This is a genomic window from Jeotgalicoccus psychrophilus DSM 19085 (assembly GCF_000425845.1).
GTDB lineage: Bacteria > Bacillota > Bacilli > Staphylococcales > Salinicoccaceae > Jeotgalicoccus > Jeotgalicoccus psychrophilus.
Genome location: NZ_AUEF01000010.1, coordinates 46,171 through 72,643 on the forward strand (window position 1 = coordinate 46,171; position 26,473 = coordinate 72,643).

The window sequence follows — 26,473 nt, forward strand, 5'->3', positions numbered from 1 at the left end:
TATAAATACCCTTCTACAATTCGGTTAATAAAATTTTAAATAATTTTAATCATTTATATATGATAGTATAGTAATATCTTTTTCTAATTTTAGAATATTCGGATAAAATAAGGGGGCGTAGATTTATGAATAAAGATTTAAAAAAGAAAAAGTGGGAATTCCCGGATACTTATGTCATCGTTTTTGCGGTGCTTCTGCTGGCAGTAGCAGCAACATACATAGTGCCTGCCGGAACTTTTGACAGAATCGAAAACGATGGAATTACAACTATCGTTTCAGGTACATATGAAAATGTGGAATCTGCACCAGCTGGTTTTATGGATATATTTATGTCAGTTCAAACGGGAATGGTTGAAAGTGCGGGATTAATCTTCTTAGTATTATTTGCCGGCGGGATGTTTGAGATTATTAATAAATCAGGTGCGATACATACAGGGATTTATTCGGCAATTGATAGAATGAGAGGGAAAGAATTCCTGCTGATTGCAACAATAATTATACTGTTTGCTCTCGGCGGAGCTGTCGGTGCACTTGCGAACTCAGTAATTCCGTTCGTCGCAATAGGGGTACTCCTTGTAAAAGCTTTAAAACTCGATGCGATTGTCGCAGTGGCAATTACGTTCAATGCAGCATTTATCGGTTTTTCTGCAGGGTTTCTTAATCCATACACAGTAGGAGTTGCACATAACATCTCAGAACTTCCGTTATTTTCCGGTATGACGTTCAGACTGATTGCATTCGTTCTGCTTGTCGGAGTGACGATTTGGTATACATGGCGCTACTGCAGAAAAATATTAAATGACCCTTCAAGAAGCCTGATTGGTATCGAAGCAGGTGGTGAAGACAAACTGAATTTTGATGAGACATTTACAAGTCGTCATAAAATTATTTTACTGTGGACGGCAGCGGCATTAATATTCTTCGTTTTTGCAGTAGTTAAATTTCAATGGACCACAGATCATATGGCAGCATTTTTTGTTATTATTGGTTTAGTTGCGGGATTAATAGCAGGAATGAACTACAATACAATCGCAATTACATTCTTGGAAGGGTGTAAGAATCTCGTATACGGTGCATTAATTATCGGACTTGCGAGAGCGGTGCTTGTGATTATGGAAAACGGTCAGATTCTGGATACACTTGTTAATGCGCTGTCACAGCCATTATCTGCTTTACCGCCTGTGGCAACAGCAATCGGTATGTTTGTAATGAACTCTGTATTTAATTTCTTTGTACCTTCAGGGAGCGGGCAGGCAGCAATTATGATGCCGATACAGACACCGCTTGCGGATATGATTGGTATTACGAGACAGGTCAGCGTACTGGCATTTCAGTTCGGTGACGGTTTTTCTAACGTACTGTTTCCAACTTCGGGTCCGTTGATGGCAAGTCTTGCGGTCGCAGGTGTGTCATGGATTAAATGGGCTAAGTGGTTTTTCCCGCTGTTTTTAATATGGACAGGCATAGCGTTTGTTCTTTTAACAGTCGCAGTGCTCATTAATCTTGGGCCATTTTAGGAGAGAAATTACCTCCATCAAACTAGTTATAATGTAGTATAAACACAAAGGGGAGTTATTACATATGGAAATATACAACTATCATAACGACAAACTGGCAGCATCACCTAGAGAGATTTTTTCGGTGATAAATGATGATGAACAATTAAAAAAGATCTTTAGTATTCTGAAAGATATAGAATATAATACAAAAGGCAAACGTTCAAAAGGGACGAAATTCAGAATAACGCTGGGCGTTAGAAATAAAACATACCGTTTCAGAAATGAAATCACTGAATACGTTGAAAACAACAGAATTGTTATGAAAACTAAGCTTAAACAGGGCGTTATAACAACGTTATTTAATGTTGAACCGGCTGGTGATTACTCAGAACTAACTGTGAAGTCTACGATAGAAAGCAGCATGGGCGTCAGGGTGTTTGCAATGACAGCAAAACCTGTCGTTAAATCAGTGATGAACAAAGAAATGAAGAAACTGGAAGAAGCAGTAACCAGAGAAAATTAATCTTATGTATTTCTAAAAAGTGCAAGCTGCCTGTCGAATTTCGACAGGCAGCTTTTTATATGAATATTTTACTGTAATTAAGGAATATACAAAGTACAATAGAGTAATCGCTTAGTATCGTGAAAAGCTTAGAAATAAGAAAGAGTAGAGGGATTTCAGAATGAAAAAGAGACCAAAAGCTAGACCAAATGCCAAAGCAAAAGCAAAACCAAAAGCTAACCAAAATGCACCGCGTCACGAAGAGTGGACAGTAAAAGAACATACAGAGGTACTTGAATTTTTATTCAAAGTAATGCCGTCAAAAAGCCGTAATGCTGTTAAAGGTATTTTGAAACGCGGGCAGATCGTAGTCAATGACAAACCGACAACGCAGTTCGACCAAGTATTAAAACCGAGGGATCATGTTCAAATACGCGCACGTGTGGCTTCAACAAGTGCGAAATTAAAAGGTGTGAGTATACTCCACGAAGATGATGATTTGATTGTCATTGATAAGGAAAGCGGCATTTTATCTATGGGCTCAAAGCAGGAGCGTCAAATGACTGCTTACAAACAGCTGATGGAATATGTACAGAGCATTCACGCGAATAACCGGGTATTTATCGTGCATCGTCTGGACCGTGACACTTCCGGTGTAATGATATTTGCGCGCAGTAAAATGGTTCAGCAGCGCCTGCAAAAGGCATGGACTGAAACTGTGCAGGAACGTTCATATGTAGCACTTGTAGAAGGTATCGTAAAAAAAGATGGAACAATTACATCATGGCTTACAGAGGACAAGACATTTATGATGCACTCAAGTCCGAAACCAAATCATGGTCAAAAAGCGATTACACATTATAAAGTGCTGAAAACGAATCGCAGATTCTCATTATTGAAAGTGAACTTGGAAACAGGGCGTAAAAATCAGATTCGTGTACACATGCAGGAGCTCGGACATCCAATTGTCGGCGATAAAAAATACGGTTCTGAGATTAATGCGATTAACAGACTTGGGCTTCATGCGAATGTAATTAAATTTACTCATCCGACTAGTGGTAAAGTCATGCGCTTTGAATCTGAAACACCAGCATCATTTACTAGAGGATTTTAAGTAGAAAACGGGGTGGAGTATGCAAATCTTCAGAGTGCACGAAAATCATAAGATAAGTGCGCAATTTTTAGATAATCGACGGCTGTCTAAACAGGTGCTGGAAATGTATCAAATTATCCGGGTCTGTCTTGGAGAAATGAAAATTATTGAAACGAATACCCGTTATCTTACTCATCCGATTGTGAAGTCTATTTATAATGAAGGATACCCTTATATACTTGATGCACATGCTTTGCTTAGAGAGCTGGATGAGGAGCATCAACGGCGTGGAGGGAAGCGCTCAATTGAATTCAGGAAGGATTTGTCTGCACTCAGTGAGATTGTTGAGGCGCACAAGTCTAAGTTTAATCCTGAGCAAATTCCGCCTTTCTTCGTTTACGGTGATGAAAAGTTATACGGTGAAGCAGTTTACGGACGTTATGAACAATTATTATTTGATAAATGGCGGCTGGATAAAATATCACCGCGCTGCAATATAAAATGAAATCAGGCTCAGACTTTTTAAAAAAGTCTGAGCCTGATTATTTTTATCTGAAATATTTTTTATCAGCGCGGGATTTGAATGCTGTATTTCAGTCATGTTGGCAATATAAGTTTATAGTAGACAAAAACAGGGAATTATTTATGTAAAAATACACTAATGAAGGAGTTAAAACGCATTCATGTCCTGGAGATGTTTAATTTTACCATTATCCATGTTATCATTATTAGTTGTTTAGAGCATATTTAACTATGCATCCCTTTGTCGTGCGATTCTATTCGCAATGCATTATTGTCTTGAAGTATTACTCAGACATTATTTAACGTCACCGCTTTTATTTCATTTTTTCTGGAGTGCACATGCATTTTCCATCTTTTTTCTCAAAAAAAGTAAAGTGATACAGAATCACTGATTATCTTATATAGAGACCTCTCTTTTTTAGTATGTCTTTATATGAGACATCATAATTTAATAAGGAGGATATTTCATGAGAAACAGAAAATCAACAGTAACCCCTGTATTCTATATTTCACTTGCTGTCGCATTTGTATTTATTTTATGGGGCGCGTTTTTCCCGGCGAATCTGGAAACTATTTTAGGTTATATTAACAATTTTATTTCTAATGAACTCGGCTGGGTATATATGCTCGCAATGACGGGCTTTGTAATTTTTGCACTTTATCTTGTTATCAGTCCTTACGGTAAGATTCGTTTAGGTAAACAGGATGAAAAACCTCAGTACAGCTATTTCACATGGTTCTCGTTCCTGTTCACAGCAGGTATGGGTGTCGGACTTGTATTTTACGGTGTAAATGAACCGCTGACACATTTCCACAACCCGCCGATTACAGAAGGCGGCACGGCACTTGCTCAGCAGGAAGCACTACAATATACATTATTTCACTGGGGACTTCACCCATGGGCAGTATATGCAGTAGTTGGACTGGCACTGGCATATTTCAACTTCAGACACAACGCACCGCTGCTAATGAGTTCAGCACTGTCACCTTTAATTGGTGAAAGATCAAAAGGCTGGATGGGTACAACAGTTGACGTTATAGCAGTATTCGGTACAATTTTCGGTATTGCAACGTCGCTTGGTCTCGGGGCAACTCAGATTACAGCAGGCTTAAGCTACAGCTTTGATGCGATAGAAAATAATCTGCTGACACAGATGATAGTAGTTATTATTATTACAATTGCCTTTATCGCATCAGCAGTGACAGGGCTTAACAAAGGTATTCGTTATTTAAGTATGGGTAACGTTGTTATTGCAATTGCATTAATGATTTTCGTATTTGTATTTGGCTCCTCAGTATTAATGATTGAATCATTTATGACGAATACCGGAAACTATCTGCAGAACTTAGTGAGTATGACATTTAACATGAACTCATTTGTTGGTGACAGAGGGTTCCTCGACAGCTGGACATTATTCTACTGGGCTTGGTGGATTGGCTGGGCTGCATTCGTCGGAAGCTTTATCGCACGTGTTTCACGAGGCAGAACAATCCGTGAATTCATCATTGGTGTAATGGGTGTTCCGGTACTCTTCAGTGCACTATGGTTCGCAATTTTCGGTGTTGCAGGTATTGAAACAGATAACATTCTTGGCGGCGGACTTTACAGTCTGATAGAGACGCAGGGTAACGAAGTAGCACTATTCGCATTCCTTGAAAACTATCCGGCGGCACCGCTCATTATGGGTATTGCGATATTGCTGATTGCGTCATTCTTCGTCACTTCAGCAGACAGCGGTACGTTCGTTCTCAGTATGCTGACAACTGGCGGTTCATTGAACCCGCCGCTTAAAGTTAAATTAATCTGGGGCGGTATCTTAGCTGCTACAGCAATGGTATTACTTGCTTCCGGTGGTTTGAATGCTCTCCAGATGGCGATGTTAATTGCGGCATTCCCATTCACGTTTATCGTGATTATGCTGGCAATATCACTATACAAAGCATTGCGCAGTGAGCATGGCATTATCCAGCTGGAGAAACAGCAGCTGATTTTTGAATCAAGTTACAGAGAAGATACACAAAAAGAACTGGAAGAAAAACGCGAGGCGTTTGAAGAAACACTTCCGGATGAACAGCCGCCTGAAGTTGAAGCGGAAACGAAAGAAGATAAATAGAATAACTTCAAAAAGGATGCCGGACTCACCGGCATCCTTTTTTTAATGATTACAATTCGATGAAAACGGGCAAATATATGTATATGAAATTTTAGGAGGACGTAGTTTTGAGAAAAGCAGCAGAAATTGAAATCACACCTCTGAAGCATCCTGATGACGGGATGATACCGAATCATCCATTTTATCCCTTGCTGCATTATAAAAACGTTATAGAAGAAAACGATGATACAGAAAAAATATTAAGTGATAACAATTGGCGCGGTATATGGAAAGGCGGCGTAGCGCCTTATCATCACTACCACAGCATAACGCATGAGGTGATTGTTGTAGACAGCGGTACAGCAAGGCTGCATCTCGGCGGTGAAGAGGGTACAAAAGTTAAAGTCGAAGCAGGAGATGTTGCGGTTATCCCGGCAGGATTCGGTCATAAGAATATTGACAGCAGTCCGGACTTTGCAGTGTACGGCGCATATCCTGACGGCAAAGAATATGACTTCTGCTATGGTAAAAAAGAAGAACGCGAAGAAAAACTTAAAAATATAAGAAATGTGCCTATACCTGATAATGATCCGGTATTTGGTGCGGATGGTCCTTTATTTAAATATTGGAAAGACGAATAGACTATCCGAAATATACAGAGGAGTGTAATAATATGGGGATATTTGATTTTCTGAAACAAAGTGACGATAAAGGTGATGCAGAACAGAAAACGCAAGAGGCTTATTCCGAGCTTTCAACCGGTCTCGATGACTACCAAAATCCGACATGGTCACAAGTTGAAAGTGCGCTAAAAGATATCATAGATGAGGAAGACAGTTTTGCGACGCTGTCGTTCCACAACTGGGGGTTGGAAGTTGACACGCTGCAGTGTATTAAAGATGAAAAGGGTTATACTATCGAAGCACTGCCGGCAATGGAGACAGAAAACTTCGGCAAGATTTACCACCTCGACGGATTGAGTTATGAAGATACTGTAAAACGTTTTGAAGAATTTTACGAAAAGCAAAAAGTTACAGGGTATAAAGAATTCTCACAAGACAGTTTTGAATAAAAAAAGACGGAAGCAGTTCTTTGCTTCCGTTTTTCTATGTAGAATTTATACAATCCCTTGCATTCTTAAAATTATTTCTGCAATAACCGCTGAACCCAGATACGTTCCTAATAAGACCAGCATTCCGATAATAATAGTTTTCCAGCCCATCTTTGCAAAGTCGGCCCAGGAATTACCTATTGAAATACCAGCATATGCAAGAATTGGTGTGGTCAGCGACAGCAGGTTAACTTCGGATGTCCATTCAGATATTTTTTCTGCACCCGGTACTCCGGGAATAGTTAGGACAAAAGCGAGAATCCCGATATACGCTATGGCGGGCAGCTTGAAAGGAAGAATTTCATGAATGACCATGCCGATTAAAACGATGACCATTAAACTGATAATACCAGGTAAAGCTGCCAGCGGCATCACTTCATAGCCGATAAAGTTGCCGAGCAGTGTCATTGCAGCCACAAGGGAAAGTGTTAAGGTCCAATCTGTTAATTTCTCTAACATTATCTCATCCTCTTCTCTTCGATTTTAATTTAGTTACTAAGCTGTAATATTTTTCTGCCAGCGGTAAACCGATAAATATACTCATATACAATCCGGTCACCGAAGTAAGAAGATTACTAGCCCCTGAATAAGCCGTAATTAATTCACTTTGTTCAGGGTACATTGCTACCAGAGGACCTAGAGAGGCGGCAGTCATACTTCCGCTGCCAATTCCTGTTGCCATGGCGAAGGATAATGGGCTGATTGGCAGAATGGATGCAAATAACCCGGAGGTTAGGCCAAGAAATATCGCCCCGAATATTGTACCGAATATATACATCGATACAACACCGCGTCCTTCAGGAGAAGAGATCCCGTATTTCTCTGAGATTAATGCAAGATTCGCCTCTCTGCCGATAGAGTGAGTCATACCTATAGTTTCACGCTTTAAGCCCAGCATGACTGCAAGAGGGAGTGCTACTAAAATTGTTGCCAGATTCCCAAATTCTTGCAATATTAATGCTGGTCCTGCCTGAATTAATTCTGGCAGAGCTGGTCCCGCCTGAACGCCGAATTTTGCAATTAGCAATGTCACTGACATAAATACCAGGCTTTCAGCTTTCTTCGATTGTTTTTTATTTATGAGAGGTGTAAAGAATGTTGCAAGACCGATAATAACTGCATAGAGCATAGGCAACAGCAGTATCGCCCCTGGCCCAACAGGTATTTCATGAGTACCGATGAGTTCTGTAATGATAACTATACCGACTACTACCAGATGCAAACGCCAGTCTTTCCATAAATGTGTCGTAGTATTGTCCATAAGCTGCTCCCTTGTGGTTACTTATTTTTTGACATATATTCCATTGTTGATTTTGCTAGTATTTTAGATGCAACAACTAATGACTTTTCATCAATATCAAACTTTGGATGATGATGAGGATATGGATCTTCAACGCCTTCAGGCTGTGCTCCGGTAAAGAAATAAGTCCCTTTTACTTCTTGCAGGTAATAAGAATAATCTTCTCCACCCATAATCGGTTCAGTTTCTTTAATTTCTTTAACTTCCGGCACAGTTTCTGCAACATTCATAACAAATTCAGTTTCTTCTTTATGATTAATGAGAACAGGGTAACCGCGCTCATATTTAAATTCAAAATCAGCGCCGCTTAGATGACATGTACCTTCAATGACGCGTTTCATTTCTTTTTCCATCAATTCTCTAGTCTGTTCATTCAGGGTTCTTACAGTCCCTTTAATTTTTGCCGTGTTGGCAATAACGTTGTAAGGACCAATTGCCTCAAATGAACATACCGATAAAACAGCTGATTGAAGCGGATTTACACGTCTACTGACAATCTGCTGAAAGTTATCGACAAGCTGTGATGCAATTAAAATACTGTCTTTTGTATCTTGAGGCATCGCACCATGCCCGCCTTTACCAAGAATCGTTACTTCAAAAGAATCTGAAGAAGCTTGGAGTTCATCGGTTCTGTAATTAATTTCGTATAAAGGCATCTGGGCTTGCAGGTGGGTACCGAAGATTACATCGACGCCTTCAAGTGCGCCGTCTTCAATCATCGGTTTGGCTCCGCCCGGCGGCAATTCTTCAGCATGTTGATGTATAAACACAACATTTCCATGAAGTTCTTCTTTATGTTTATTTAAAGCTTTGGCAACACCAAGCAGTGTTGCTGTATGTCCATCATGTCCGCATGCGTGCATGACGCCATCATTTACAGACTGGAATTCCAAATCTGTTTCTTCATGTATCGGCAGAGCATCGAAGTCTGCACGAAGTGCCACAGTCGGTCCATCGTGAGATCCTTTTAAATATGCAAGAACACCATTGCCGCCAACTCCAGTTTTAACTGTATGTCCTAATTTCTCATGAAATTCAGCAATGTATGCCGGTGTTTCTACTTCTTCAAACGATAATTCCGGATACTTGTGTAAATGTCTTCGGATCGATATAATTTCCTCATTCAAACTGTCTAACGTCTTAAATAAACTATCCATTTTCCCATCCCCTTTGTTTTATATAAATATTGGATAATGACAAATTATATGCTTAATTATTTAACAAGTCAAAATAATCTAAAATTATTATAAATTGAATAAAATGCATAAAAAAAGACGGAAGCAGAGAACTGCTTTCGTCTAAATAAATGTCTAAATATAACTTTAGTATTTGTAAGATTGTCCGCCGTCAACGTTAATTACTGCACCGTTGATGAATCCTGCTTCTGATCACAGGAATGCAACAAGACCCGATACTTCTTCAGGTTTACCGAAACGTTTCAACGGGTTAACTGAAACGAATTGTTTACCCGCTTCTTCCCAGTTGTCCGGATCCATTTGTTTCAACGAACCTTCAACCATTGCCGTCATAATCGCACCAGGTGCAATTGCGTTAATCGTTACACCGAACTGACCGTATTCGACAGCAGAGTTGCGTGTCAGACCAACTACACCGTGTTTTGTTGCCGAGTAACCGGACTGGTTGCCAACACTGCGGATGCCGCCGACTGATGTTGTGTTAACGATTGAACCGCAGCCTTGTTCTTTCATCACTTTAAGCACGTGTTTCATACCGAAGAACACACCGTTCAGGTTAATGTTCACAGCTTTTTGGAACTCATCTGAACCGTAATCTTCTGTCAGATTCTATTTGCCTTCGATACCTGCTTTAATCGACAGAACTTCAGCATTGCTGTTTTCTGTTTTAATTAACTCTGCTGTTTCTTTCAGAGCCTCTTCATTTAAATCTGCAAGCACTAATTTAGCACCTTCAGAGGCGACTTTTACTGCTGCATCTTACCCGAGGCCGGAAGCGGCACCTGTCATAAGGATTACTTTGTCTTTAAAACGTTTTGCCATAAATAAAACAGTCCTTAAATTGTTTTCTCTTCTATTTAAAAAACATATAACGCACATGTTAAGACAGTAAAAAGGTTCCAATTTTAACTAACCGTCATTCAGAGCCTTTACCAATTTTACTGAAGAATGTTCGCTGCCGATAATATACCGGATGATGAATTGTGCTGCCAGAGTAATATGTTCCTCACTGTAAGGCAGATCTTTTGAATGTTCGAGCAGCTGATCATACAGCTCATTAATCGTGAATTGTTTCATGAGTAACAAATTGCGGTATTTCTCGACAGTGTAGTTATCGATATTAAAGAACAAATCATATTGCACAGCTGCTTCTTCCTGTATATATCTGCGGATAGACTGCAGAATAATCAGCATGGTGAATTGATTTAGGTGGTACAGGCTTTTATGGATATCATTCAATTCAGTACTGTAGTATTCCGACAGCAGATGATGACATTTCACTGCCTCGTATTTATTTGGTTTGTTAATGCTATCAGTAATTTTACGTTCATGCAGTGCAATAATAATTTCAGACACATTCAGGTCAGGGTGATCAGTGTAGTAAGAATACGCTTCGTGAATACTGATTGGCCCATGCAGACTAATATAATTGATAAAAACAGTGTCGTGCAAAAACGTGGAAAGTGAATCATCGACGACGTATACGCCGTTGATATCGAGCGCTGTTATATCGATAAATTCCCGATGCTCTTTTACACGAGCGATTAAATCTTTTTTGGTCCCCGAGACTTTAATGCCTGAGTTTTTAAGCAAGTCCTTTATAATAGGAACTGTAAACTTAGTCAGTGTGACGGATAAATCGTATGATTGATAAACAGCGCCTGTATTAATCAGCTGATTTAAAAGGTGCTGTGGCTCGCGGTTGTATTCATTTAGCCAGAATTCATACTGGAGAGCTTCCTCTTCAGTTTTACCATTCACATAATGTAAAAAAAGCACTTCAACAGCATCTAATTTCATATATATCACACCCTGTACAAACGTATGTTCGTATATTATTATAAATGAATCAATGAACTATGTCAGTTAATTACTATTTTAAAGAGGTGGAGAACTATGGCAGAACATAAAATTTATAAAATGAGCTTCAGCAGTGTGTATCCTCACTATATTACCAAGGCAGAACGTAAAGAGAGAACGAAAGAAGAAGTTGATGAAATTATTCTTTGGCTGACTGGTTATTCTGAGGAAGAGCTAAAAAAACAAATTAACAAAGAAGTAAACTTTGAAGAATTCTTTGAGCAGGCACCGGCAATGAATCCGGCGAGAAAAGAAGTTAAAGGTGTGATTTGCGGGGTCAGAGTGGAAGAGATAGAAGAACCGCTGATGCAGGAAATCCGTTACATGGATAAAATGATTGATGAGCTGGCAAAGGGCAAAAAGATGGAGAAAATATTACGCTAGAACGATTTTATTGAGGCTTTGGGAGGCATATGTTATATTGTAAAGCGTAATAATTTCGATTTATATAGAAGGAGAGCTGATATGGCTAAAAAATCAAAAGTAGCAAAAGAATTAAAGCGTCAGGAAATGGTAGAACGATACAAAGATCTGAGAGCGGAAATGAAAGCGAACGGTGATTACGAAGGATTGCAGAAATTACCGAGAGACTCATCACCGGCCAGATTAACAAATAGATGCCAGATTACCGGACGCCCGAGAGGTGTCATCAGAGACTTTGGGCTGTCACGTATTAAGTTCAGAGAACTCGCACACAAAGGCCAGATCCCAGGAGTGAAAAAGGCCAGCTGGTAAAATTTTAAATACTGCATGAACCGAATTATATTTGGTTTGTGCAGTTTTTTTATCCATTTTTTTCACACAGAGTGAAAAAATATTTGATTTTTATTAGATATAATATTAGAATTGTCGTAAGAATCAAACTATTTAAAGGGGGATAATTTTCATATGGCAATTGAAACATTGAAGTCGCGCGTTCAGGAATTCTTAGACGGAGACAAAGGATTGTATATTAACGGCAGTTATATACCGGCAAAAAACGGGAAAACATTCGATGTATTAAATCCGGCAACAGAAGAACTTATAGCTAAAGTTTCAGAAGCTGATGAATCTGATATCGATAAGGCTGTACAAGCTGCAAGGGAAGCATTTGATAATGGTGAGTGGACAAAGATGGAAGCGGCAGAACGTTCACATATTATTTACAAATTTGCAGACTTACTGGAGGAGCATCGTGAAGAACTGGCACAGCTCGAAGCATTGGATAACGGCAAACCTTATATGCAGGCATTGGAAGATGATATTGATGGAACAATTCAGCATTTCAGGTATTACTCAGGTTGGGCGACTAAAATTTCGGGACAGACTACAAATGTATTGAATGGTTATTTAACATATACAGTGCATGAACCCGTAGGTGTTGTCGGTCAGATTATACCGTGGAACTACCCGCTGGCAATGGCAGGTTGGAAAATGGGAGCAGCACTTGCTGCGGGCTGTACGATAGTAATTAAACCGGCTTCAGAAACACCACTTTCATTACTATATGCAGCAAAATTATTTAAAGAAGCAGGGTTTCCGGATGGTGTTGTCAATGTCGTTCCAGGATCAGGAAGTGTTGCGGGAAATGCGTTGGTTACTCATAAGGATGTCGACAAAGTTGCCTTTACTGGATCAACTAAAACCGGCAGTTCAATTATGAAAAATGCTGCAGATGATATTAAAAGTATTACTTTAGAACTTGGTGGAAAGTCACCGGCAGTAGTTTTAGAAGATGCGGATCTTGATACAGCACTCGATGGTATTTTTGATGGAACTATGTATAACTCAGGTCAAAACTGCAGTGCTACAACACGTATTTACGTGCAGCGCAAAATTTACGACGATGTTCTTGAAGCTTTAAAAGTAAAAGCTGGTAAGGCGGTTGTTGGACCAGGACTCGATAATAACACTGAATATGGTCCGTTAGTTTCTGAAAAACAGTTAAATACGGTCCTTGGTTATATTGAGAAAGGTAAAGAAGAAGGCGCAAGATTACTTGTGGGTGGTTCACGTAAAGGGGACAAAGGTTATTTTGTAGAACCAACAATTTTTGCTGATGTAAAAGACGACATGACGATAGCGAGAGAAGAGATTTTCGGACCTGTAATGTCAGTATTTGTTTTTGACGAAGTAGAAGAAGTTATCAAACGTGCAAACGACAGTGAGTATGGACTAGCTGCAAGTGTATGGACAGAAAGTATCAGGAAAGGCCATCATATAGCGAGTAAATTACAAGCTGGGACTGTCTGGGTAAATGACTTTGGTCTTGAACTGGAAACAATGCCATTCGGCGGTTATAAAAAATCAGGTATAGGCAGAGAAATGGGCGGCGAATATGGCATTTCCAATTACGTTGAAGTGAAAAGTGTATTTGTTAACCACAAAGTAGATTAGAAAACGAGAGGATAGAGTTAAGATATGAACGATTCATTTGGCATTGAACTGAGAAAAGTTAGAAAAAGTAAAAAGATGACGCTTCAAGAACTCAGTGACCGGAGTGATTTGTCGATTAGTTTTCTATCACAAATCGAGAGAGGCCTACGCACATTAACATTCACATCTTTAAATAAAATAGCTGATGCTTTAGAAGTCGATGTCAATTTTTTCTTCGGAAACAGTAATTCGAATGTTAAGAAACAGTTAATTCAGGAAGGAATCAACAGTGAAGTATTTTCATATACAAGTCTTGCTGGACAAATATCACATCCTGATTTCATACCGGCAATCATTGAATTAAAATCTAATGAATCTCAGCAAGTGCCATACCAGCACGCCGGACAGGAATTTGTGTATGTACTGACTGGTCAGCTGGAAGTTGAACTGGATGGCAGAAAAGACACACTCTATGAAAATGAATCTATTCATATCGACTCATCAATTGCACATCACTGGTACAACGGCACCAATGAAGTGACAAAAATATTATTAGTATCATCATCAAAAAAATAACTTTATAAGCATTCTTTTAATCAATATTATAAGAATGCTTATTCTATAAATTAAAATTTCACACACAGTAAAAACAAAAGGGGAAAATTATTATGACTAAAACATTTGAAGGCGCATTTCCAGTATTAATCACACCAATGAACGAGGATTATTCAGTAAATTATGATGGCATGAAAGAAAATGTGCAGTACTATTTGGATCTGAAAGTACCAGGCATTATTATTGTTGGTAGTACAGGAGAATTTGCTTCATTAGACGATGATGAAAAACAGAAAATCGTTGAGCTTGTGGGTGAAATGGTGAAAGACTCAGAGACTCAACTACTGGTAGGTATTGCAGATGAAAGAACGAGTAAAGTACTAGAGTACGCAAAAATTGCAGAAGATAATAATGCGGATGGTTTGCTGTTGATTAATTCTTACTACCAGACACCGACTGAAGAAGAAGCATTTGAACAGTTTAAAGATGTCAATGACAGCGTTTCATTACCAATTATGATGTACAACAACCCATTTACAGCCAATGTGAATTTAGAGAATGAAACTATTTATAAAATCGATAAAGAACTGGATAAAGTCCAATACATTAAAGAATCGAGCGGTGATATTCGTAAAGTAAGAGCAATTATTAATAATACTGATTTTGTATTCTTCTGTGGTTCTGATGATCTAGCATATGAATCATTTGTGCAGGGAGCAACTGGATGGGTTTCGGTTGCAGCGAATATTGCACCAAAGAGTGCACAGAAACTATATGAATATGTTAAAGCGGGAGAATATGAAGCGGCCAGAAAATTAAATAAAGACTTACTGCCTCTTTGTGAATTCCTTGAGGACTCAGGTAAATACGTACAAATCGTTAAGAAGGCTATGGATTTAAAAGGATTAAATGGAGGGCCATCACGTAAACCGAGATTAGGTTTAACGGATGACGAAGTGAATAATTTGAAAAAATTAATGGAAAAACTAGATTAATTTATAAAGAAGCATAAAATCTTTAAGATTTTATGCTTCTTTTTTATTTATATTAAATTTTTCCAAGCAATTGATTTTTATATTTATTGACGGTACGTCTGGAGATTGAAATTCCTTGTTCATTCAACATTGCTGAAATCTTGTTGTCGGGTATATTTTCGAAGTCATCTAAATTTTTAATGAGGTACATTACATAACTGACTGAAGTGTTTTTATAACATTTTTTTGACAATAAAGATTTAATTGGATAAATGCCTCTTGGGGTCGCGATAAATTTGTTATGCAGCAATCGGCTTATTGTAGCAGGACTGAGTGATGTATACTCTGCCAGCATATTTTGATCTAAAGTATTTAAGAACGATGTATTCCCCATCAGATAATCAGTTTGTATATTTGCGATAATTGTTAGTATATCTGCCAGATAGACTTTTCGAGCATTTAATATCGATACTAGTTCTTCATAGTCGTTTTTATAGCTTTCCATTTTACGAGTGAATGAATTCTCAGCTGTAGTTAGGTTAATGGGCTCAAACGTCACGGATTCTAATAAATAATCATGAACCTGAATAACAAAGTGATTATTATCATCTAATAAAATCGATGCTTCTGGAGTTAGATATGACGTATCTTCACCATTAACTGGAAATAATTCGCAGTAATTTTTAATTAAATCCACATATGATAAAAAATCTGTTTCGTTTACATCAATAGATTTCAAAAATGAATAATTCTGTTTTTGAATGTCATCCATATGAGATATAAAAATTGAAAATAAATAATCGTTATAAATTTTTTTATGTTTTAACTGGAAAAATAAGAAGTTAATGATATTTCTGCATCCTATACCTCTATTCTCATAATTTTGGAGAAGATTAATCAAATGTTCGACGTTATTTTCGGTAGTATGCATTATTGAACAAATTTCTTTTGTATCCGCTTCCAGAAATCCCTTGGAGTTTAACGAATATATTATATATTTCATCGTTAATTGATCTTTCTCTAAAAGAAAGCAATTAAAATGTTGCAGTATTTCTGATAGAATATCATCGGATTTAATTTCGTTTCTGTATGATAAAACAGTAAGAGGAATTTTATCCTCATCGATATAGATTAATGGATTGTCACGGCATTTATTTATAATATAGTCATTTAATTCGTCTGAACTATATTTAAATAAACTGATAGAATTATATAAAAAACTATTTAAAGTGATATTTAGGTCGTTGGTAATAATGTTTTCCAGCTTAATCATTATATCAATCCTCTAATATTTTACTTACAGCTATACTACCATACGGATTATATATATTAATAAATTATATAATTCTTTACAAAAAGTAAAATTCAAAATAAAGAAGTTCACTCCAGATGGAATGAACTTCTCTATTATTGTGATTGCCACATATTCTCAAGTATTTCACGTCCGGCTATCAAATCCGCATGGAATTTTACTTTTGCGTTTTTTCTTTCATCATTAATGTGTCGTAATGTATCAGACAATCTTCCTTTATATCCTAATATGTTAAAAGCAGCAGCTCTTCCTTGAAGCATCGCGATTTTTGCATTTTCAATACCTGTAACGTTACCTGCCACATATAAGTTTGGTAATTCTGTCTGCATGTTTTTACTATGGAGCGGCACATAGCCGCCTAACGACTCCATATAGACATGTTTTAAATTCAACAGAGAAGCAATTTCACTGAGTGGTGCGAGTCCATCTGAAATACAGACGAAATCACAATCTATATCATATTTAGTCTTTGGAATAGGAGTACCTTCTGAATCAGTTTTTTGAACTGTAACAGATTCAACTTTCTCAGTTCCATTAATACTAACAACCTGTTCTTTAATTGAAATAGGTAAACCTAATGCTTTGATTCCTGAAGAAGGAAATAATTTTAATGCAGTTTGGTGTAAAGGTTTCACTTTATCAGCGACTGCTACTCCTGCAGAAATAAATTTCGATGGGGCAGAGCTGCCTAATGAAAGCAGTGTTTCAAATGCATCTTTTGGTGATTTTGTATTTATAATATTTCTTTGCGGCATACAGATTTTAGCAACCTCAATATACGCATATCCAAGTTCCATTGCAATGACCATAGATAATGGATTAATGCCGATTATAACTCCTTTATTTCCGGGTTTTACCCGATTAAAGTTCGTTAGTATCTGAGCAGCGCCTACTGTCATAACTCCGGGAAGATCCCAGCCTGGTAAAGGTGTAGATTTTTCTCTGGCACCAGTTGCAATAATTAAGTGAGAGGCTTCAAACACCCCTGCAGTAGTATGTACAGTATAGTTATCATTGTATTCTACATCGTATACAGAAGTATTGATTAGAATCTCACTTTTCTTTTCAGTTTCCAAAATTAATTCTTTTGCAATTTTTAATCCGTTCCACCATTTCTCTTTTTTCTCTTCGTAGAGCTGTCCAAGCAGCCGGCCGCCGGCATGGTAATATTCATCAATTACCAGTACTCTTTGATTGTCCTGGAGCACTTTAGCAGCAGATAATCCAGCTGGGCCGGCGCCAATAATAATCGTATCAAACATAAGGGCTTCCCTCCTTAACGACATAAGGGATTTCAAATTGTTGTTCTATTACCATATCTTGTACTAAAGGTGTGAGGCATGCCCTCTTATTTCTTTTACCATTTACGGTAACCCGGCATTCTGAACAATGTCCGATATTACAATACATACCGCGAGGTTGGCCGTCTTTTTCATGCTCTCGTATTTTTCTAATATTGTTAGCGAGAAGAGCAGCAGTGACGCTTTCCCCTTCATTGCCATAGAGCGTATGATTATTCCAAGTAAAAGGCACAATATTTAATTCCAGATCATCTAAAATTTTATGCTTTGTAATTCTTTCAGTCATTATTATTCCCCCTTGCCAGATTGAGCAGAGAAATTGTTCGGATTGGCGGCTGTGATTTTAAATGAACATAGTGAGGAGAGTCATTATTTTTATCATCAGTCATTGACTCGAGAAGGGGTCCGCATGTTCTGGAGTTACAAAAGCCCATGCCAGCCCGTGATTTTAATTTTAATTCTCTCGAATTACTGGCACCATCCTCCATAATTTCAATAAGTTCTGAGTAATATACATTTTCGCATCTGCATACTACGAAGTCTTCTTCTTTTCTCATATTAAGCACCTCTTTTAACTATTAAAGGTTATAAGAAAAAACCATGCCACTATTACTTTATAAGCCAAACTTTTTAACTTTTGCATAAAGTGTAGGTCTGCTGATTCCAAGGATTTCACTGGATTTCTCAATATTATTATTATTTTCAACGAGAATATATTTAATATAATCTGCTTCAATTTTTTCAACGTAATCTTTTAATTCAATTGTTTCATCGGTAATTATATTTTTTGAAATAGAATTGTCTTCCCCAACTTCGGTTAAATACTGATGGAAAATTTCATTATTTAACGTTTCTTCATTAGAGAAAATCACCAGACGTTCTATGACGTTCATCAGTTCTCTGACGTTGCCCGGCCAAGGGTACTTTTTAAGTTCACTGATTAGTTTCTTATTGGCATATTTTATGGACATATCATATTTCTCACTCATACTGTATAAATAATAATAAAATAATGCCTCTATGTCCTCTGGGCGCTCACGAAGCGGTGGAATGTGAATGTTCACAACGTTGACTCTGTAAAGTAAATCTGATCTGAATTCTTCTGAGGATAGTAAGTCTGAAATCTTTTTATTCGTTGCTGAAACCAATCTGAAATTTGTATTCATTTCTTTGTTGCCACCCAGTTTAAAATACTGTTTTTCTTGGAGTACTCGTAAGAACTTAACCTGCATATCAATAGGCATTTCACCGATTTCATCAAGGAACAGTGTGCCATTTTCTGCGAGTTCGACTTTACCTTTGTTTCCTGCTCTGTTAGCACCTGTGAAGGCTCCTTTTTCATAACCGAATAGTTCTGATTCAAATAAATGGCTGGGTATTGCTCCGCAATTAATAGGTACCATATCACCCTTTACTTTACTTGTACTGTGAATCGCCTGCGCAAATAATTCTTTACCTACGCCTGTTTCACCAGTAATCAGGATGTTCGCATTTGTTTCTGCTGCACGTTCTATCTGGCTTTTGACACGCTCCATTACAGAACTTCTGTAAATGATATTTTTAAAATTCGAATTATTGAGCTGCTGCATGCTATCTGAGAGAGAACTTACTTTATTTTTCAGTATTTCAATTTGTTCTTCACGCTGTATCTTCTCCGTTACATTCACTTCTGAGACAATCGCACCTTCTACTTTTCCATCGATGCAAATAGGTACAGATTTAATATCTACATACACATCTTCAGTTGCTCTGTGCTGCTGTTTTTCAATTATTTTATTTTCGCGCAAAGACTTAACCATAATTAATTTATCTTCTGCAAAAATATCTGTGATTTTTTTACCTATTACGTAATCGTTATCCATATTAAAAATTTTTGCAGCTCTGTCACTCCAGTAAATTACGTTTTCTTCTTTATCAATAATTGTGAAAGAGTAATTATGAAAATTAATTAATATATTTATAATTTCTTTGTCCAACATACTTCCAACCCCTAATAGTTAAATTATTCATAATAATTATATAATTCTTTACTAATTCAAGCAAAATTAACGACATTCTATTTTAAATAGCTGGCACGTTATTTTCTTATGTATTATTAACAAGCTTATTAATTAGGCAGGAGTGGAATAATGGATAACAAAATTTATGATGTATTAATTATTGGCGGCGGTATTATCGGTGCGAGTATCGCTTACTATACCGCTAAAACCGGATTATCAGTTGCTCTACTTGAAAGTAATACGGTTGCTTCGGGTACGAGTTCTAAATGTGATGGTAATGTATTGCTTATCGATAAAGAGCCTGGATTTGACAGCAGAATGGCAATTAAAAGTCAGGCTTTGATTAAACAATTGTCGACAGAACTTGAAATGGAATTCGAATTCAGGCATCCGGGAAGTATTTTCTTATGTGCAAATGAAGATGAAATCGAGCAGGGTTATAACTGGGTGGATTATCACAATAAAGAAAACGGGAAAGATAAGTTTTTTAAGAAATTGACTAAAGAGGATTTGAAAAATGATTCCAAGTATTTCTCAGATCATCTTATTGGCGGAATAGAATGCACAAATGATTCTACTATAAATCCTTATATGCTTGCATTCTCATTAATTAACCAGGCAAAAAAATATGATTTCTCATTATTTGAAATGACACCAGTAACTGATATTCAGCATATTCAGGATGGTGAATTTAAAGTAATGTCTCATGAAAAAGTATTCAAAGCTAATAAGGTGATTAATGCAGCAGGGATTTATTCACCGCATGTAGGAAAATTATTGGATATCGAAGTTCCAGTTGTACCTAGAAAAGGTCATATTTTAGTATCATCCAGAGCTGAATTATTGGGTTCAAGAAAAATTCAGGAATTTGGTTATTTAATGACTAAATTTGGTAAAGAAAGACAAGCTTCTAAAGAGATGAATGATTATGGTGTTGCGCTTGTTCATGAAGCAACACAGAGTCAGAATTTTTTAATTGGAAGCAGTAGAGAATTTGTTGGTTACAACACTAATGTTAATCATAAGGTCATCAGACTTATCGCGGAGCGCGCCATTGAATATTTTCCACCAATGAAGGATATGAGCTTTATTCGAAGCTACGCCGGATTGAGACCATGGACCCCTGACAACTTGCCGATTATTTCTGATACTGTTGTTCCGGGATTTTATATTGCGGCGGGTCACGAGGGAGATGGTATCGGTTTATCAGCAATTACAGGGTTATGGATGTCACAAATGATGACAAACACTTTGAAGGATGATATTAGTCCATTAAGTATTAATCGATTTAAGGAGGTTAAGGTATGAATTTAAATAGTAAGCAATTTATAACAGTCGATACACATACAGGCGGAAACCCTACAAGGACAGTTTTAGCGGGCATGCCTCGTCTGAAGGGAGATACCATACAGAAGCAGATGCTGGATATGAAAGAAAACTATGACTATATCCGGAAGTTTCTTGTTAATCCACCAAGAGGGCATGATGTCATGAGTGGAACAATACTGTTGCCTCCAATAGATAAACAAGCAGATTTCAGTGTAATTTTTGTAGAAACTGGTGGATATTTGCCAATGTGCGGTCATGACACAATCGGCACGTGTACAGCACTTGTAGAGCTTGGTTATGTTGAAAGGAAAGAACCAATTACATCAGTAGTACTGGATACACCTGCCGGAATAGTAGAAGCAAAATGTAAGGTGGCTGATGGAAAAGTAACAGAAGTAACATTTAACAGTACTGCTTCATTTCATCTAAAAACTGTAGAGGTGAATTATCTTAATAAAATAGTTCATTGCGATATTGCATATGGCGGCAACTTTTACGGCATTATAAAAGCTTCTGATTTAGAAGTGACATTGGACGTTTCACGTTCGGAAGAAATTGTAGCGAAAGCGATGGAAGTGAGGGACATTATAAATTGCGAACATGAAATTGAACATCCAGAATATGAATTTATCAATAAACTGACACATATGGAACTGTATGAAGAAGGCGAAGTGACTAAAAATACAGTAATTGTTCCACCAGGAGGTATAGATCGTTCACCTTGCGGAACAGGTACATGTGCCAAAGTAGCTACATTATTTAAAAAAGACAGGATGGGCATAAATGATACTTTTATACATGAAAGTATCACAGGATCGCAATTTAAAGCGCAGCTTCTTGATGCAAAAGAAAAGGACGGTATTATTTATAATCAAGTTTCAATTACGGGATCGGCGTGGCTGATGGCGAGACATGATTTTTACATGCATGAATCTGATTCAATGAATGAAGGCTACTTATTGATTCCTGAAATATAGGGGGCAGGCAGATGATTACAAAAATAATTAACAGTTATGATATTCAGATTAACGGGCAGTTGCTGAGAGTAGTAGAAGCTGGAGAGTTTACAGGCAGCGCAGCCCCATTTAACAGTAAAACATTGTTGATAAATGAACCAAGAGGAAACAAATACATCAATTTAATTACTTACAGAGAAAATCCTGAGAATGATATTTTAGAAATAACACTGGATAGCTCGGACATAATTGATAATAGAGAGCTATTACTTAAATCATTTGTTAAATCATTAGTAGATCGAAAGAGAATTAAAGAAAGAGAGAAATATTCACTACTGCTGGATGGCGACGGACTGGCATATAGTAATGAGGAACTGTGTTCTTCAATTATATATGAGGTAAATAAAAACAATGATAGCTATTCAATAAATGGTAAAACGTTGAAAATTGTAGAAACTGAACTGCAAATAGAAGTGAATAATCTCACTGACATCAAAGCTTTAATTGCAGAAATTGAACATGATTTTGATTTTTTAGTTTTATATAATAAAGGCAAATTTATATCAGTAAACAAAAATGGAAGAATTATTCCATATCCGGTTATAGAAGTGATTTCATTGTTGACTGGAAAATACCAAGGAGCGCAATTAACAGCATTAACGGGAGACAATGTTGAAATTAAAAATAATAAAGTTAATTATAAATATTATTTGGTGTCCAATTCACAATTTTACATCGATGATACAGATATTTATAAAGAAGGATTTATTATTAAATAAAACTAGGGGGAAATATTTATGGCAAAAGAACCAAGATTACCGAGCCTGGCGATACTACTTACAATACTGGGGTTATTTGTAGTAATTATGTTCGGGTTTATCGTAATACTGGAATTACCTATTCAATTGGCATTGCTCGTCGTCTGGTTTATGATTATGGGGTTTGGTCTTTACCTCGGACACGGATACTTAAAGATGGAGAAAGGATTGCTTAAAGGGATATACGAAGGTATGGGCGCAATATTAATACTGATAGCAGTAGGTGCGTTAATCGGTTCATGGATAGCTGGCGGGGTTGTCCCAACGATGATTTACTATGGATTAAGTATTATCAGTCCAAGTATTTTCCTGATGGCGGCAATGATTATTTGTGCAATTACCGCTATTGCTACTGGGACGTCATTCGGATCTGCAGGAACAGCAGGCATCGCAATGATGGGGATCGGAGAAAGTTTTGGACTGCCAATTTACCTAGTTGCCGGTGCAGTAATCTCTGGTTGTTATGTGGGTGATAAAATGTCTCCTTTATCAGATACAACTGTCATGACAGCTACACTATCTAAAGTAGATTTATTCAGACATATTCGTTCCATGGCTTATGTATCGGTTCCTGCTTTTATAATTGCAGCGATAGCATACTGGATTACCGGTGCAGTAATATCTGAAGGGAACGGTGATTTAACTATTGCTAAAGATACAATGGCTGGACTGCAGGAATCATTTGAAATTTCATGGATCATGTTAATACCAGCTTTAGTTGTTGTAATTATGCTTCTTTTCAAACTGCCTTCTGTGCCAGTAATACTTTTTGGAGCATTGATTGGAAGTTTCTGGGCAGCGATATTCCAAGGGTATGGTTTCATAGAAGCAATACAAACATTGTATTCCGGAAGTACACAGTCGACGGGAATTGTATTTATAGACAGCTTACTTAATCGTGGAGGCATTACCTTCATGTTGGAAGTAATACTATTAATCATTCTCGCATTGGGTGTCGGCGGATTGCTACAAACAATTGGTGCTTTTAAAGTTATAGGGGATATTTTTGCCAAATGGGCAACTAATACAGGAAATTTAACATTAACAACAATGATAGCTTCCTTTTTCGGGGTATTTTTTGGCGGTGCGGCGTACGTATCCCTATTAACAGGAACTAAGATTACTGAAGAAAACTATAACAGAAAAAATGTGTCGAGAACACTGCTCTCGAGAAACGTTGAAGCCGGAGGTACAGTAACTACTCCGATGGTACCGTGGTCAGATGGTGGAGTGTTTATGGCGGCGACTCTCGGTGTCGCAACACTAGCATACATCCCCTTTTTCTGGTATGGATTCCTAGTTATTATAATTACATTAATATATAGTTACTTTGGATTGTTCATTCTGGATAAAGATGACTATGAAAAAGAACAAGATGCTGAAAGTACAGAAGATAAAGTTAAAACGTCATATTAAATGTAAATTATGATATTCTTTTAGTAAAAGAATAGAGGTAATCATGTGAAAATTTATTTAGGCAGTCCATTTTTTAATGACGAACAGGTTGAAAGAGTAAAGAGAGTAGAAAAAGCTTTAGCAGCTAATCCGACAGTGACGGAAGTATTTTCACCGCGTCTGCAGCAGGATGAGCATCTCGAACATGGTTCTGATGAGTGGCGTGATTTTGTTTACGCGAATGACATTAAACACGTTGAGTGGTGCGATGCTGTTGTCGCTGTTCATGATTATGAAGGTGAACATGTAGACCCAGGTACAGCGTTTGAAATCGGCTACGGTAAGGCATTGAATAAATTTATTCTTTTATATCAGGAAAAAGATCCTGTAACAGAAGCGCCGGTAAACTTAATGCTGACGGATTCACTTGATGTATATCTGCAGGACATTGATGAACTTGCTAAATACGACTTCAATGAAAAGAAGAAAATCAGATTCAAAAATTATCATCATGCACCGGTTGCAAAAGAAAAATAAAAATTTTTACAGCATATTTTCAGAATATGCTGTTTTTTTATTATATTTGTATGTTATAGCATACAAATATATGCTATAGTGATTTAAATTAAATAATCAGGAGTGCTTTATATGACAGAAAATGTAGCTTTTATCGGCAGTAATCTGCAAAGTATCCGTAAAGAACGAGGGTTGAGCCTGGACAAAACTTCCGTGCTTACAGGTGTCAGCAAAGCAATGCTGGCTCAAATTGAGAGAGGGGACTCAACGCCGACAGTGACCACATTGTGGAAAATAGCAGATGGTTTCAAAGTGTCTTTTTCTTCACTGATTACCCGCCCGCAGAAAGCAATCCAAGTGATTAGAAAAAAAGATACACAGCTGGTTACAGAAAATAACGAACAGTATCGCGTCTACAATGTTGTGCCGTTTTCACCGGAAAAATTATTTGAAGTTTACAACCTTGAAATCGATCCGGATAGTGCGCATCATTCGGAACCTCATACTGCTGGTGTGGAAGAACATATATTTATTAATAAGGGCAGACTGACTATGGATATTAACGGAACACAGACACATCTATGTGAAGATGAGGCGATGATTTTTGACGGCAGTCAGCCGCACATTTATAAAAATGATGGAGACGTCATGGTGAAAATGACGATGGTGATGTACTACAGTAAATAAAATATAAATAAAGCAGGTGGCAGAAATGTCTTTTGATAACCATGTCTCAACATTGAAATACGCTTTTCCGAAAACCATACCGATACTGGCCGGATTTTCATTTTTAGGAATTGCCTATGGTATTTATATGAACTCGCTTGGCTTTGGGCCATGGTATGCAATTTTGATGAGTGTATTTATTTTTGCAGGCTCGATGGAATTTGTTGCCGGCAGTATGCTGCTCGGTGCTTTTAATCCGTTAAGTGCTTTTCTTTTAACGTTGATGATTAATGCGAGGCATTTGTTTTACGGTATTTCCATGCTGGATAAATTCAAGGGGACCGGGAAGAAAAAATATTACTTAATATATGGCATGTGTGATGAAACATTTGTCATTAACAGCACTGAAAAGGCGCCGGCGCATATTAACTCAGGCTGGTTCATGTTTTATGTAACGGTGCTGAATCAGATTTACTGGGTCGGCGGCACGACCATCGGCAGTCTGTTCGGTTCAGCAGTGACCTTTAATACAGAAGGACTGGAATTTGTTATGACGGCACTGTTTGTCGTTATATTTTTAGATCAGTGGATGAAGGAACGCTACCATATCAGTTCGATTATCGGTATCGGAGCTTCTGTCTTCTGCCTGGTGATATTTGGACCTGAGAACTTTATCATCCCGGCGATGGTATTGATTTTAATTGCGCTGACACTGATTAGAAAAGCAATGGCTAAAAGAGAGGTGATTTCGTAATGACATTAACACAGCAAATCATCATTATTGCGTGTGTCGTACTTGGAACACTGACGACGAGATTTTTGCCTTTTATAATATTCAGCAGCGATAAAGAAACGCCTTTATACATAAAATATCTCGGCTATATGTTGCCGCCTGCCGTATTCGGCCTGCTGGTCGTCTATGCATTACGCGAAGTCGAGATTACGTCAGTCAGCGGATTTTTACCTGAAATACTCGCGGTCGGGCTGATAATTATTCTGCACTACTGGAAAAAGAGCATGCTGCTGTCGATAGCAGGCGGCACTATTTTTTATATGATATTAGTGCAGATGGTGTTTTAGCAAATTGAAAAATATCCGGCATTCTAAAAATAGAATGCCG

The 26,473-nt window shown here is 37.5% G+C and carries 29 protein-coding genes and 1 pseudogene; 20 read left to right on the top strand and 10 right to left on the bottom strand.

The window, feature by feature from the left end; translation table 11 throughout:
- Positions 1-125: 125 nt before the first annotated feature.
- The 7 genes from H625_RS0105275 (at position 126) to H625_RS0105305 (ending at position 6,781) form a co-directional block, all read left to right on the top strand.
- Positions 126-1,517, top strand: coding sequence for a YfcC family protein (locus tag H625_RS0105275; RefSeq protein WP_026858983.1), 1,392 nt, complete (start codon positions 126-128; stop codon positions 1,515-1,517).
- Positions 1,518-1,581: 64 nt separating this feature from the next.
- Positions 1,582-2,022: an SRPBCC family protein gene (locus H625_RS0105280; RefSeq protein WP_026858984.1), complete on the top strand. Its 441-nt coding sequence runs from the start codon at positions 1,582-1,584 to the stop codon at positions 2,020-2,022.
- A 160-nt stretch (positions 2,023-2,182) separates the two neighbouring features.
- Complete coding sequence (locus H625_RS0105285; protein ID WP_026858985.1) at positions 2,183-3,115, top strand: RluA family pseudouridine synthase; 933 nt, start codon at positions 2,183-2,185, stop codon at positions 3,113-3,115.
- Positions 3,116-3,134: 19 nt separating this feature from the next.
- Positions 3,135-3,599: a pyrimidine dimer DNA glycosylase/endonuclease V gene (locus tag H625_RS0105290; RefSeq protein WP_026858986.1), complete on the top strand. Its 465-nt coding sequence runs from the start codon at positions 3,135-3,137 to the stop codon at positions 3,597-3,599.
- A gap of 484 nt (positions 3,600-4,083) precedes the next feature.
- Positions 4,084-5,730, top strand: coding sequence for a BCCT family transporter (locus H625_RS0105295; RefSeq protein ID WP_026858987.1), 1,647 nt, complete (start codon positions 4,084-4,086; stop codon positions 5,728-5,730).
- Between the two features lie 107 nt (positions 5,731-5,837).
- Complete coding sequence (locus H625_RS0105300; RefSeq protein ID WP_084135755.1) at positions 5,838-6,350, top strand: cupin domain-containing protein; 513 nt, start codon at positions 5,838-5,840, stop codon at positions 6,348-6,350.
- Between the two features lie 32 nt (positions 6,351-6,382).
- Entirely contained in the window at positions 6,383-6,781 is a 399-nt protein-coding gene (locus H625_RS0105305; protein WP_026858989.1) for a hypothetical protein, read from the top strand.
- Positions 6,782-6,826: 45 nt separating this feature from the next.
- Here H625_RS0105305 and H625_RS0105310 read toward each other — a convergent pair whose 3' ends face one another.
- The 5 genes and pseudogenes from H625_RS0105310 to H625_RS0105330 form a co-directional block, all read right to left on the bottom strand.
- Entirely contained in the window at positions 6,827-7,279 is a 453-nt protein-coding gene (locus tag H625_RS0105310) for a hypothetical protein (protein ID WP_026858990.1), read from the bottom strand.
- 4 nt (positions 7,280-7,283) lie between these two features.
- Positions 7,284-8,081 (bottom strand): DUF3100 domain-containing protein, encoded by a 798-nt coding sequence (locus H625_RS0105315; RefSeq protein WP_026858991.1) that lies wholly within the window; start codon positions 8,079-8,081, stop codon positions 7,284-7,286.
- A 17-nt stretch (positions 8,082-8,098) separates the two neighbouring features.
- Entirely contained in the window at positions 8,099-9,277 is a 1,179-nt protein-coding gene (locus H625_RS0105320) for an amidohydrolase (protein WP_026858992.1), read from the bottom strand.
- A 165-nt stretch (positions 9,278-9,442) separates the two neighbouring features.
- Positions 9,443-10,138 (bottom strand): annotated as a pseudogene (locus H625_RS14020) (SDR family oxidoreductase).
- Positions 10,139-10,225: 87 nt separating this feature from the next.
- Positions 10,226-11,116 (bottom strand): SAP domain-containing protein, encoded by an 891-nt coding sequence (locus tag H625_RS0105330; RefSeq protein WP_026858993.1) that lies wholly within the window; start codon positions 11,114-11,116, stop codon positions 10,226-10,228.
- 96 nt (positions 11,117-11,212) lie between these two features.
- Here H625_RS0105330 and H625_RS0105335 point away from each other — a divergent pair, with 96 nt between their 5' ends.
- The 5 genes from H625_RS0105335 to H625_RS0105355 all read left to right on the top strand — a co-directional run bounded on the left by H625_RS0105335 (position 11,213) and on the right by H625_RS0105355 (position 15,081).
- The gene (locus H625_RS0105335) at positions 11,213-11,560 is read left to right on the top strand and encodes a DUF2200 domain-containing protein (protein WP_026858994.1); all 348 of its coding nucleotides are present in this window, start codon (positions 11,213-11,215) and stop codon (positions 11,558-11,560) included.
- Between the two features lie 81 nt (positions 11,561-11,641).
- A complete protein-coding gene (gene rpsN, locus H625_RS0105340; protein ID WP_026858995.1) occupies positions 11,642-11,911 on the top strand; it encodes a 30S ribosomal protein S14 in 270 nt (89 codons plus the stop codon).
- 153 nt (positions 11,912-12,064) lie between these two features.
- On the top strand, positions 12,065-13,552 hold the full coding sequence (locus H625_RS0105345; RefSeq protein WP_026858996.1) for an aldehyde dehydrogenase family protein: 1,488 nt from the start codon (positions 12,065-12,067) through the stop codon (positions 13,550-13,552).
- Positions 13,553-13,576: 24 nt separating this feature from the next.
- Entirely contained in the window at positions 13,577-14,107 is a 531-nt protein-coding gene (locus H625_RS0105350) for a helix-turn-helix domain-containing protein (RefSeq protein WP_026858997.1), read from the top strand.
- A 92-nt stretch (positions 14,108-14,199) separates the two neighbouring features.
- Positions 14,200-15,081: a dihydrodipicolinate synthase family protein gene (locus H625_RS0105355; RefSeq protein ID WP_026858998.1), complete on the top strand. Its 882-nt coding sequence runs from the start codon at positions 14,200-14,202 to the stop codon at positions 15,079-15,081.
- Positions 15,082-15,133: 52 nt separating this feature from the next.
- Here the strand turns inward: H625_RS0105355 and H625_RS0105360 are convergent, their stop codons facing one another.
- The 5 genes from H625_RS0105360 to H625_RS0105380 all read right to left on the bottom strand — a co-directional run bounded on the left by H625_RS0105360 (position 15,134) and on the right by H625_RS0105380 (position 19,652).
- Positions 15,134-16,333: an RNA polymerase factor sigma-54 gene (locus H625_RS0105360; RefSeq protein WP_026858999.1), complete on the bottom strand. Its 1,200-nt coding sequence runs from the start codon at positions 16,331-16,333 to the stop codon at positions 15,134-15,136.
- A 134-nt stretch (positions 16,334-16,467) separates the two neighbouring features.
- Complete coding sequence (locus H625_RS0105365) at positions 16,468-17,634, bottom strand: NAD(P)/FAD-dependent oxidoreductase (protein ID WP_026859000.1); 1,167 nt, start codon at positions 17,632-17,634, stop codon at positions 16,468-16,470.
- On the bottom strand, positions 17,627-17,959 hold the full coding sequence (locus tag H625_RS0105370) for a (2Fe-2S)-binding protein (RefSeq protein ID WP_026859001.1): 333 nt from the start codon (positions 17,957-17,959) through the stop codon (positions 17,627-17,629). The genes H625_RS0105365 and H625_RS0105370 overlap by 8 nt, the downstream gene beginning before the upstream one ends.
- On the bottom strand, positions 17,952-18,230 hold the full coding sequence (locus H625_RS0105375; protein WP_026859002.1) for a (2Fe-2S)-binding protein: 279 nt from the start codon (positions 18,228-18,230) through the stop codon (positions 17,952-17,954). Before H625_RS0105375 ends, H625_RS0105370 begins: the two co-directional genes overlap by 8 nt.
- Before the next feature lie 57 nt (positions 18,231-18,287).
- Positions 18,288-19,652: a sigma-54 interaction domain-containing protein gene (locus tag H625_RS0105380; RefSeq protein WP_026859003.1), complete on the bottom strand. Its 1,365-nt coding sequence runs from the start codon at positions 19,650-19,652 to the stop codon at positions 18,288-18,290.
- Positions 19,653-19,802: 150 nt separating this feature from the next.
- Here H625_RS0105380 and H625_RS0105385 point away from each other — a divergent pair, with 150 nt between their 5' ends.
- From H625_RS0105385 to H625_RS0105420, 8 genes are all read left to right on the top strand, one after another.
- Positions 19,803-20,981 (top strand): NAD(P)/FAD-dependent oxidoreductase, encoded by a 1,179-nt coding sequence (locus tag H625_RS0105385; protein WP_026859004.1) that lies wholly within the window; start codon positions 19,803-19,805, stop codon positions 20,979-20,981.
- A complete protein-coding gene (locus tag H625_RS0105390) occupies positions 20,978-21,979 on the top strand; it encodes a proline racemase family protein (protein ID WP_026859005.1) in 1,002 nt (333 codons plus the stop codon). The genes H625_RS0105385 and H625_RS0105390 overlap by 4 nt, the downstream gene beginning before the upstream one ends.
- An 11-nt stretch (positions 21,980-21,990) precedes the next feature.
- A complete protein-coding gene (locus H625_RS0105395; RefSeq protein ID WP_026859006.1) occupies positions 21,991-22,737 on the top strand; it encodes a hypothetical protein in 747 nt (248 codons plus the stop codon).
- Positions 22,738-22,755: 18 nt separating this feature from the next.
- The gene (gene nhaC, locus H625_RS0105400; protein WP_026859007.1) at positions 22,756-24,192 is read left to right on the top strand and encodes a Na+/H+ antiporter NhaC; all 1,437 of its coding nucleotides are present in this window, start codon (positions 22,756-22,758) and stop codon (positions 24,190-24,192) included.
- Positions 24,193-24,237: 45 nt separating this feature from the next.
- Positions 24,238-24,708: a nucleoside 2-deoxyribosyltransferase gene (locus H625_RS12635; protein WP_035785239.1), complete on the top strand. Its 471-nt coding sequence runs from the start codon at positions 24,238-24,240 to the stop codon at positions 24,706-24,708.
- Positions 24,709-24,819: 111 nt separating this feature from the next.
- On the top strand, positions 24,820-25,374 hold the full coding sequence (locus H625_RS0105410; protein WP_026859008.1) for a helix-turn-helix domain-containing protein: 555 nt from the start codon (positions 24,820-24,822) through the stop codon (positions 25,372-25,374).
- A gap of 25 nt (positions 25,375-25,399) precedes the next feature.
- Entirely contained in the window at positions 25,400-26,107 is a 708-nt protein-coding gene (locus tag H625_RS0105415) for an AzlC family ABC transporter permease (protein ID WP_026859009.1), read from the top strand.
- Positions 26,107-26,433, top strand: coding sequence for a branched-chain amino acid transporter permease (locus H625_RS0105420; protein WP_026859010.1), 327 nt, complete (start codon positions 26,107-26,109; stop codon positions 26,431-26,433). Before H625_RS0105415 ends, H625_RS0105420 begins: the two co-directional genes overlap by 1 nt.
- Positions 26,434-26,473 lie beyond the last annotated feature (40 nt).

Bases quoted from the DNA above. Each gene is read 5' to 3' on its own strand.
- H625_RS0105350 (WP_026858997.1), top strand. From the start codon at position 13,577: ATGAACGATTCATTTGGCATTGAACTGAGAAAAGTTAGAAAAAGTAAA.
- H625_RS0105320 (WP_026858992.1), bottom strand. From the start codon at position 9,277: ATGGATAGTTTATTTAAGACGTTAGACAGTTTGAATGAGGAAATTATA.
- H625_RS0105275 (WP_026858983.1), top strand. From the start codon at position 126: ATGAATAAAGATTTAAAAAAGAAAAAGTGGGAATTCCCGGATACTTAT.
- H625_RS0105395 (WP_026859006.1), top strand. From the start codon at position 21,991: ATGATTACAAAAATAATTAACAGTTATGATATTCAGATTAACGGGCAG.
- H625_RS0105380 (WP_026859003.1), bottom strand. From the start codon at position 19,652: ATGTTGGACAAAGAAATTATAAATATATTAATTAATTTTCATAATTAC.
- H625_RS0105390 (WP_026859005.1), top strand. From the start codon at position 20,978: ATGAATTTAAATAGTAAGCAATTTATAACAGTCGATACACATACAGGC.
- H625_RS0105360 (WP_026858999.1), bottom strand. From the start codon at position 16,333: ATGATTAAGCTGGAAAACATTATTACCAACGACCTAAATATCACTTTA.
- H625_RS0105410 (WP_026859008.1), top strand. From the start codon at position 24,820: ATGACAGAAAATGTAGCTTTTATCGGCAGTAATCTGCAAAGTATCCGT.
- H625_RS0105295 (WP_026858987.1), top strand. From the start codon at position 4,084: ATGAGAAACAGAAAATCAACAGTAACCCCTGTATTCTATATTTCACTT.
- H625_RS0105370 (WP_026859001.1), bottom strand. From the start codon at position 17,959: ATGACTGAAAGAATTACAAAGCATAAAATTTTAGATGATCTGGAATTA.
- H625_RS0105345 (WP_026858996.1), top strand. From the start codon at position 12,065: ATGGCAATTGAAACATTGAAGTCGCGCGTTCAGGAATTCTTAGACGGA.
- H625_RS0105315 (WP_026858991.1), bottom strand. From the start codon at position 8,081: ATGGACAATACTACGACACATTTATGGAAAGACTGGCGTTTGCATCTG.
- H625_RS0105365 (WP_026859000.1), bottom strand. From the start codon at position 17,634: ATGTTTGATACGATTATTATTGGCGCCGGCCCAGCTGGATTATCTGCT.
- H625_RS0105415 (WP_026859009.1), top strand. From the start codon at position 25,400: ATGTCTTTTGATAACCATGTCTCAACATTGAAATACGCTTTTCCGAAA.
- H625_RS0105375 (WP_026859002.1), bottom strand. From the start codon at position 18,230: ATGAGAAAAGAAGAAGACTTCGTAGTATGCAGATGCGAAAATGTATAT.
- H625_RS0105330 (WP_026858993.1), bottom strand. From the start codon at position 11,116: ATGAAATTAGATGCTGTTGAAGTGCTTTTTTTACATTATGTGAATGGT.
- nhaC (WP_026859007.1), top strand. From the start codon at position 22,756: ATGGCAAAAGAACCAAGATTACCGAGCCTGGCGATACTACTTACAATA.
- H625_RS0105285 (WP_026858985.1), top strand. From the start codon at position 2,183: ATGAAAAAGAGACCAAAAGCTAGACCAAATGCCAAAGCAAAAGCAAAA.
- H625_RS0105420 (WP_026859010.1), top strand. From the start codon at position 26,107: ATGACATTAACACAGCAAATCATCATTATTGCGTGTGTCGTACTTGGA.
- H625_RS0105310 (WP_026858990.1), bottom strand. From the start codon at position 7,279: ATGTTAGAGAAATTAACAGATTGGACCTTAACACTTTCCCTTGTGGCT.
- H625_RS0105290 (WP_026858986.1), top strand. From the start codon at position 3,135: ATGCAAATCTTCAGAGTGCACGAAAATCATAAGATAAGTGCGCAATTT.
- H625_RS0105280 (WP_026858984.1), top strand. From the start codon at position 1,582: ATGGAAATATACAACTATCATAACGACAAACTGGCAGCATCACCTAGA.
- rpsN (WP_026858995.1), top strand. From the start codon at position 11,642: ATGGCTAAAAAATCAAAAGTAGCAAAAGAATTAAAGCGTCAGGAAATG.
- H625_RS0105385 (WP_026859004.1), top strand. From the start codon at position 19,803: ATGGATAACAAAATTTATGATGTATTAATTATTGGCGGCGGTATTATC.
- H625_RS0105335 (WP_026858994.1), top strand. From the start codon at position 11,213: ATGGCAGAACATAAAATTTATAAAATGAGCTTCAGCAGTGTGTATCCT.
- H625_RS0105355 (WP_026858998.1), top strand. From the start codon at position 14,200: ATGACTAAAACATTTGAAGGCGCATTTCCAGTATTAATCACACCAATG.
- H625_RS0105305 (WP_026858989.1), top strand. From the start codon at position 6,383: ATGGGGATATTTGATTTTCTGAAACAAAGTGACGATAAAGGTGATGCA.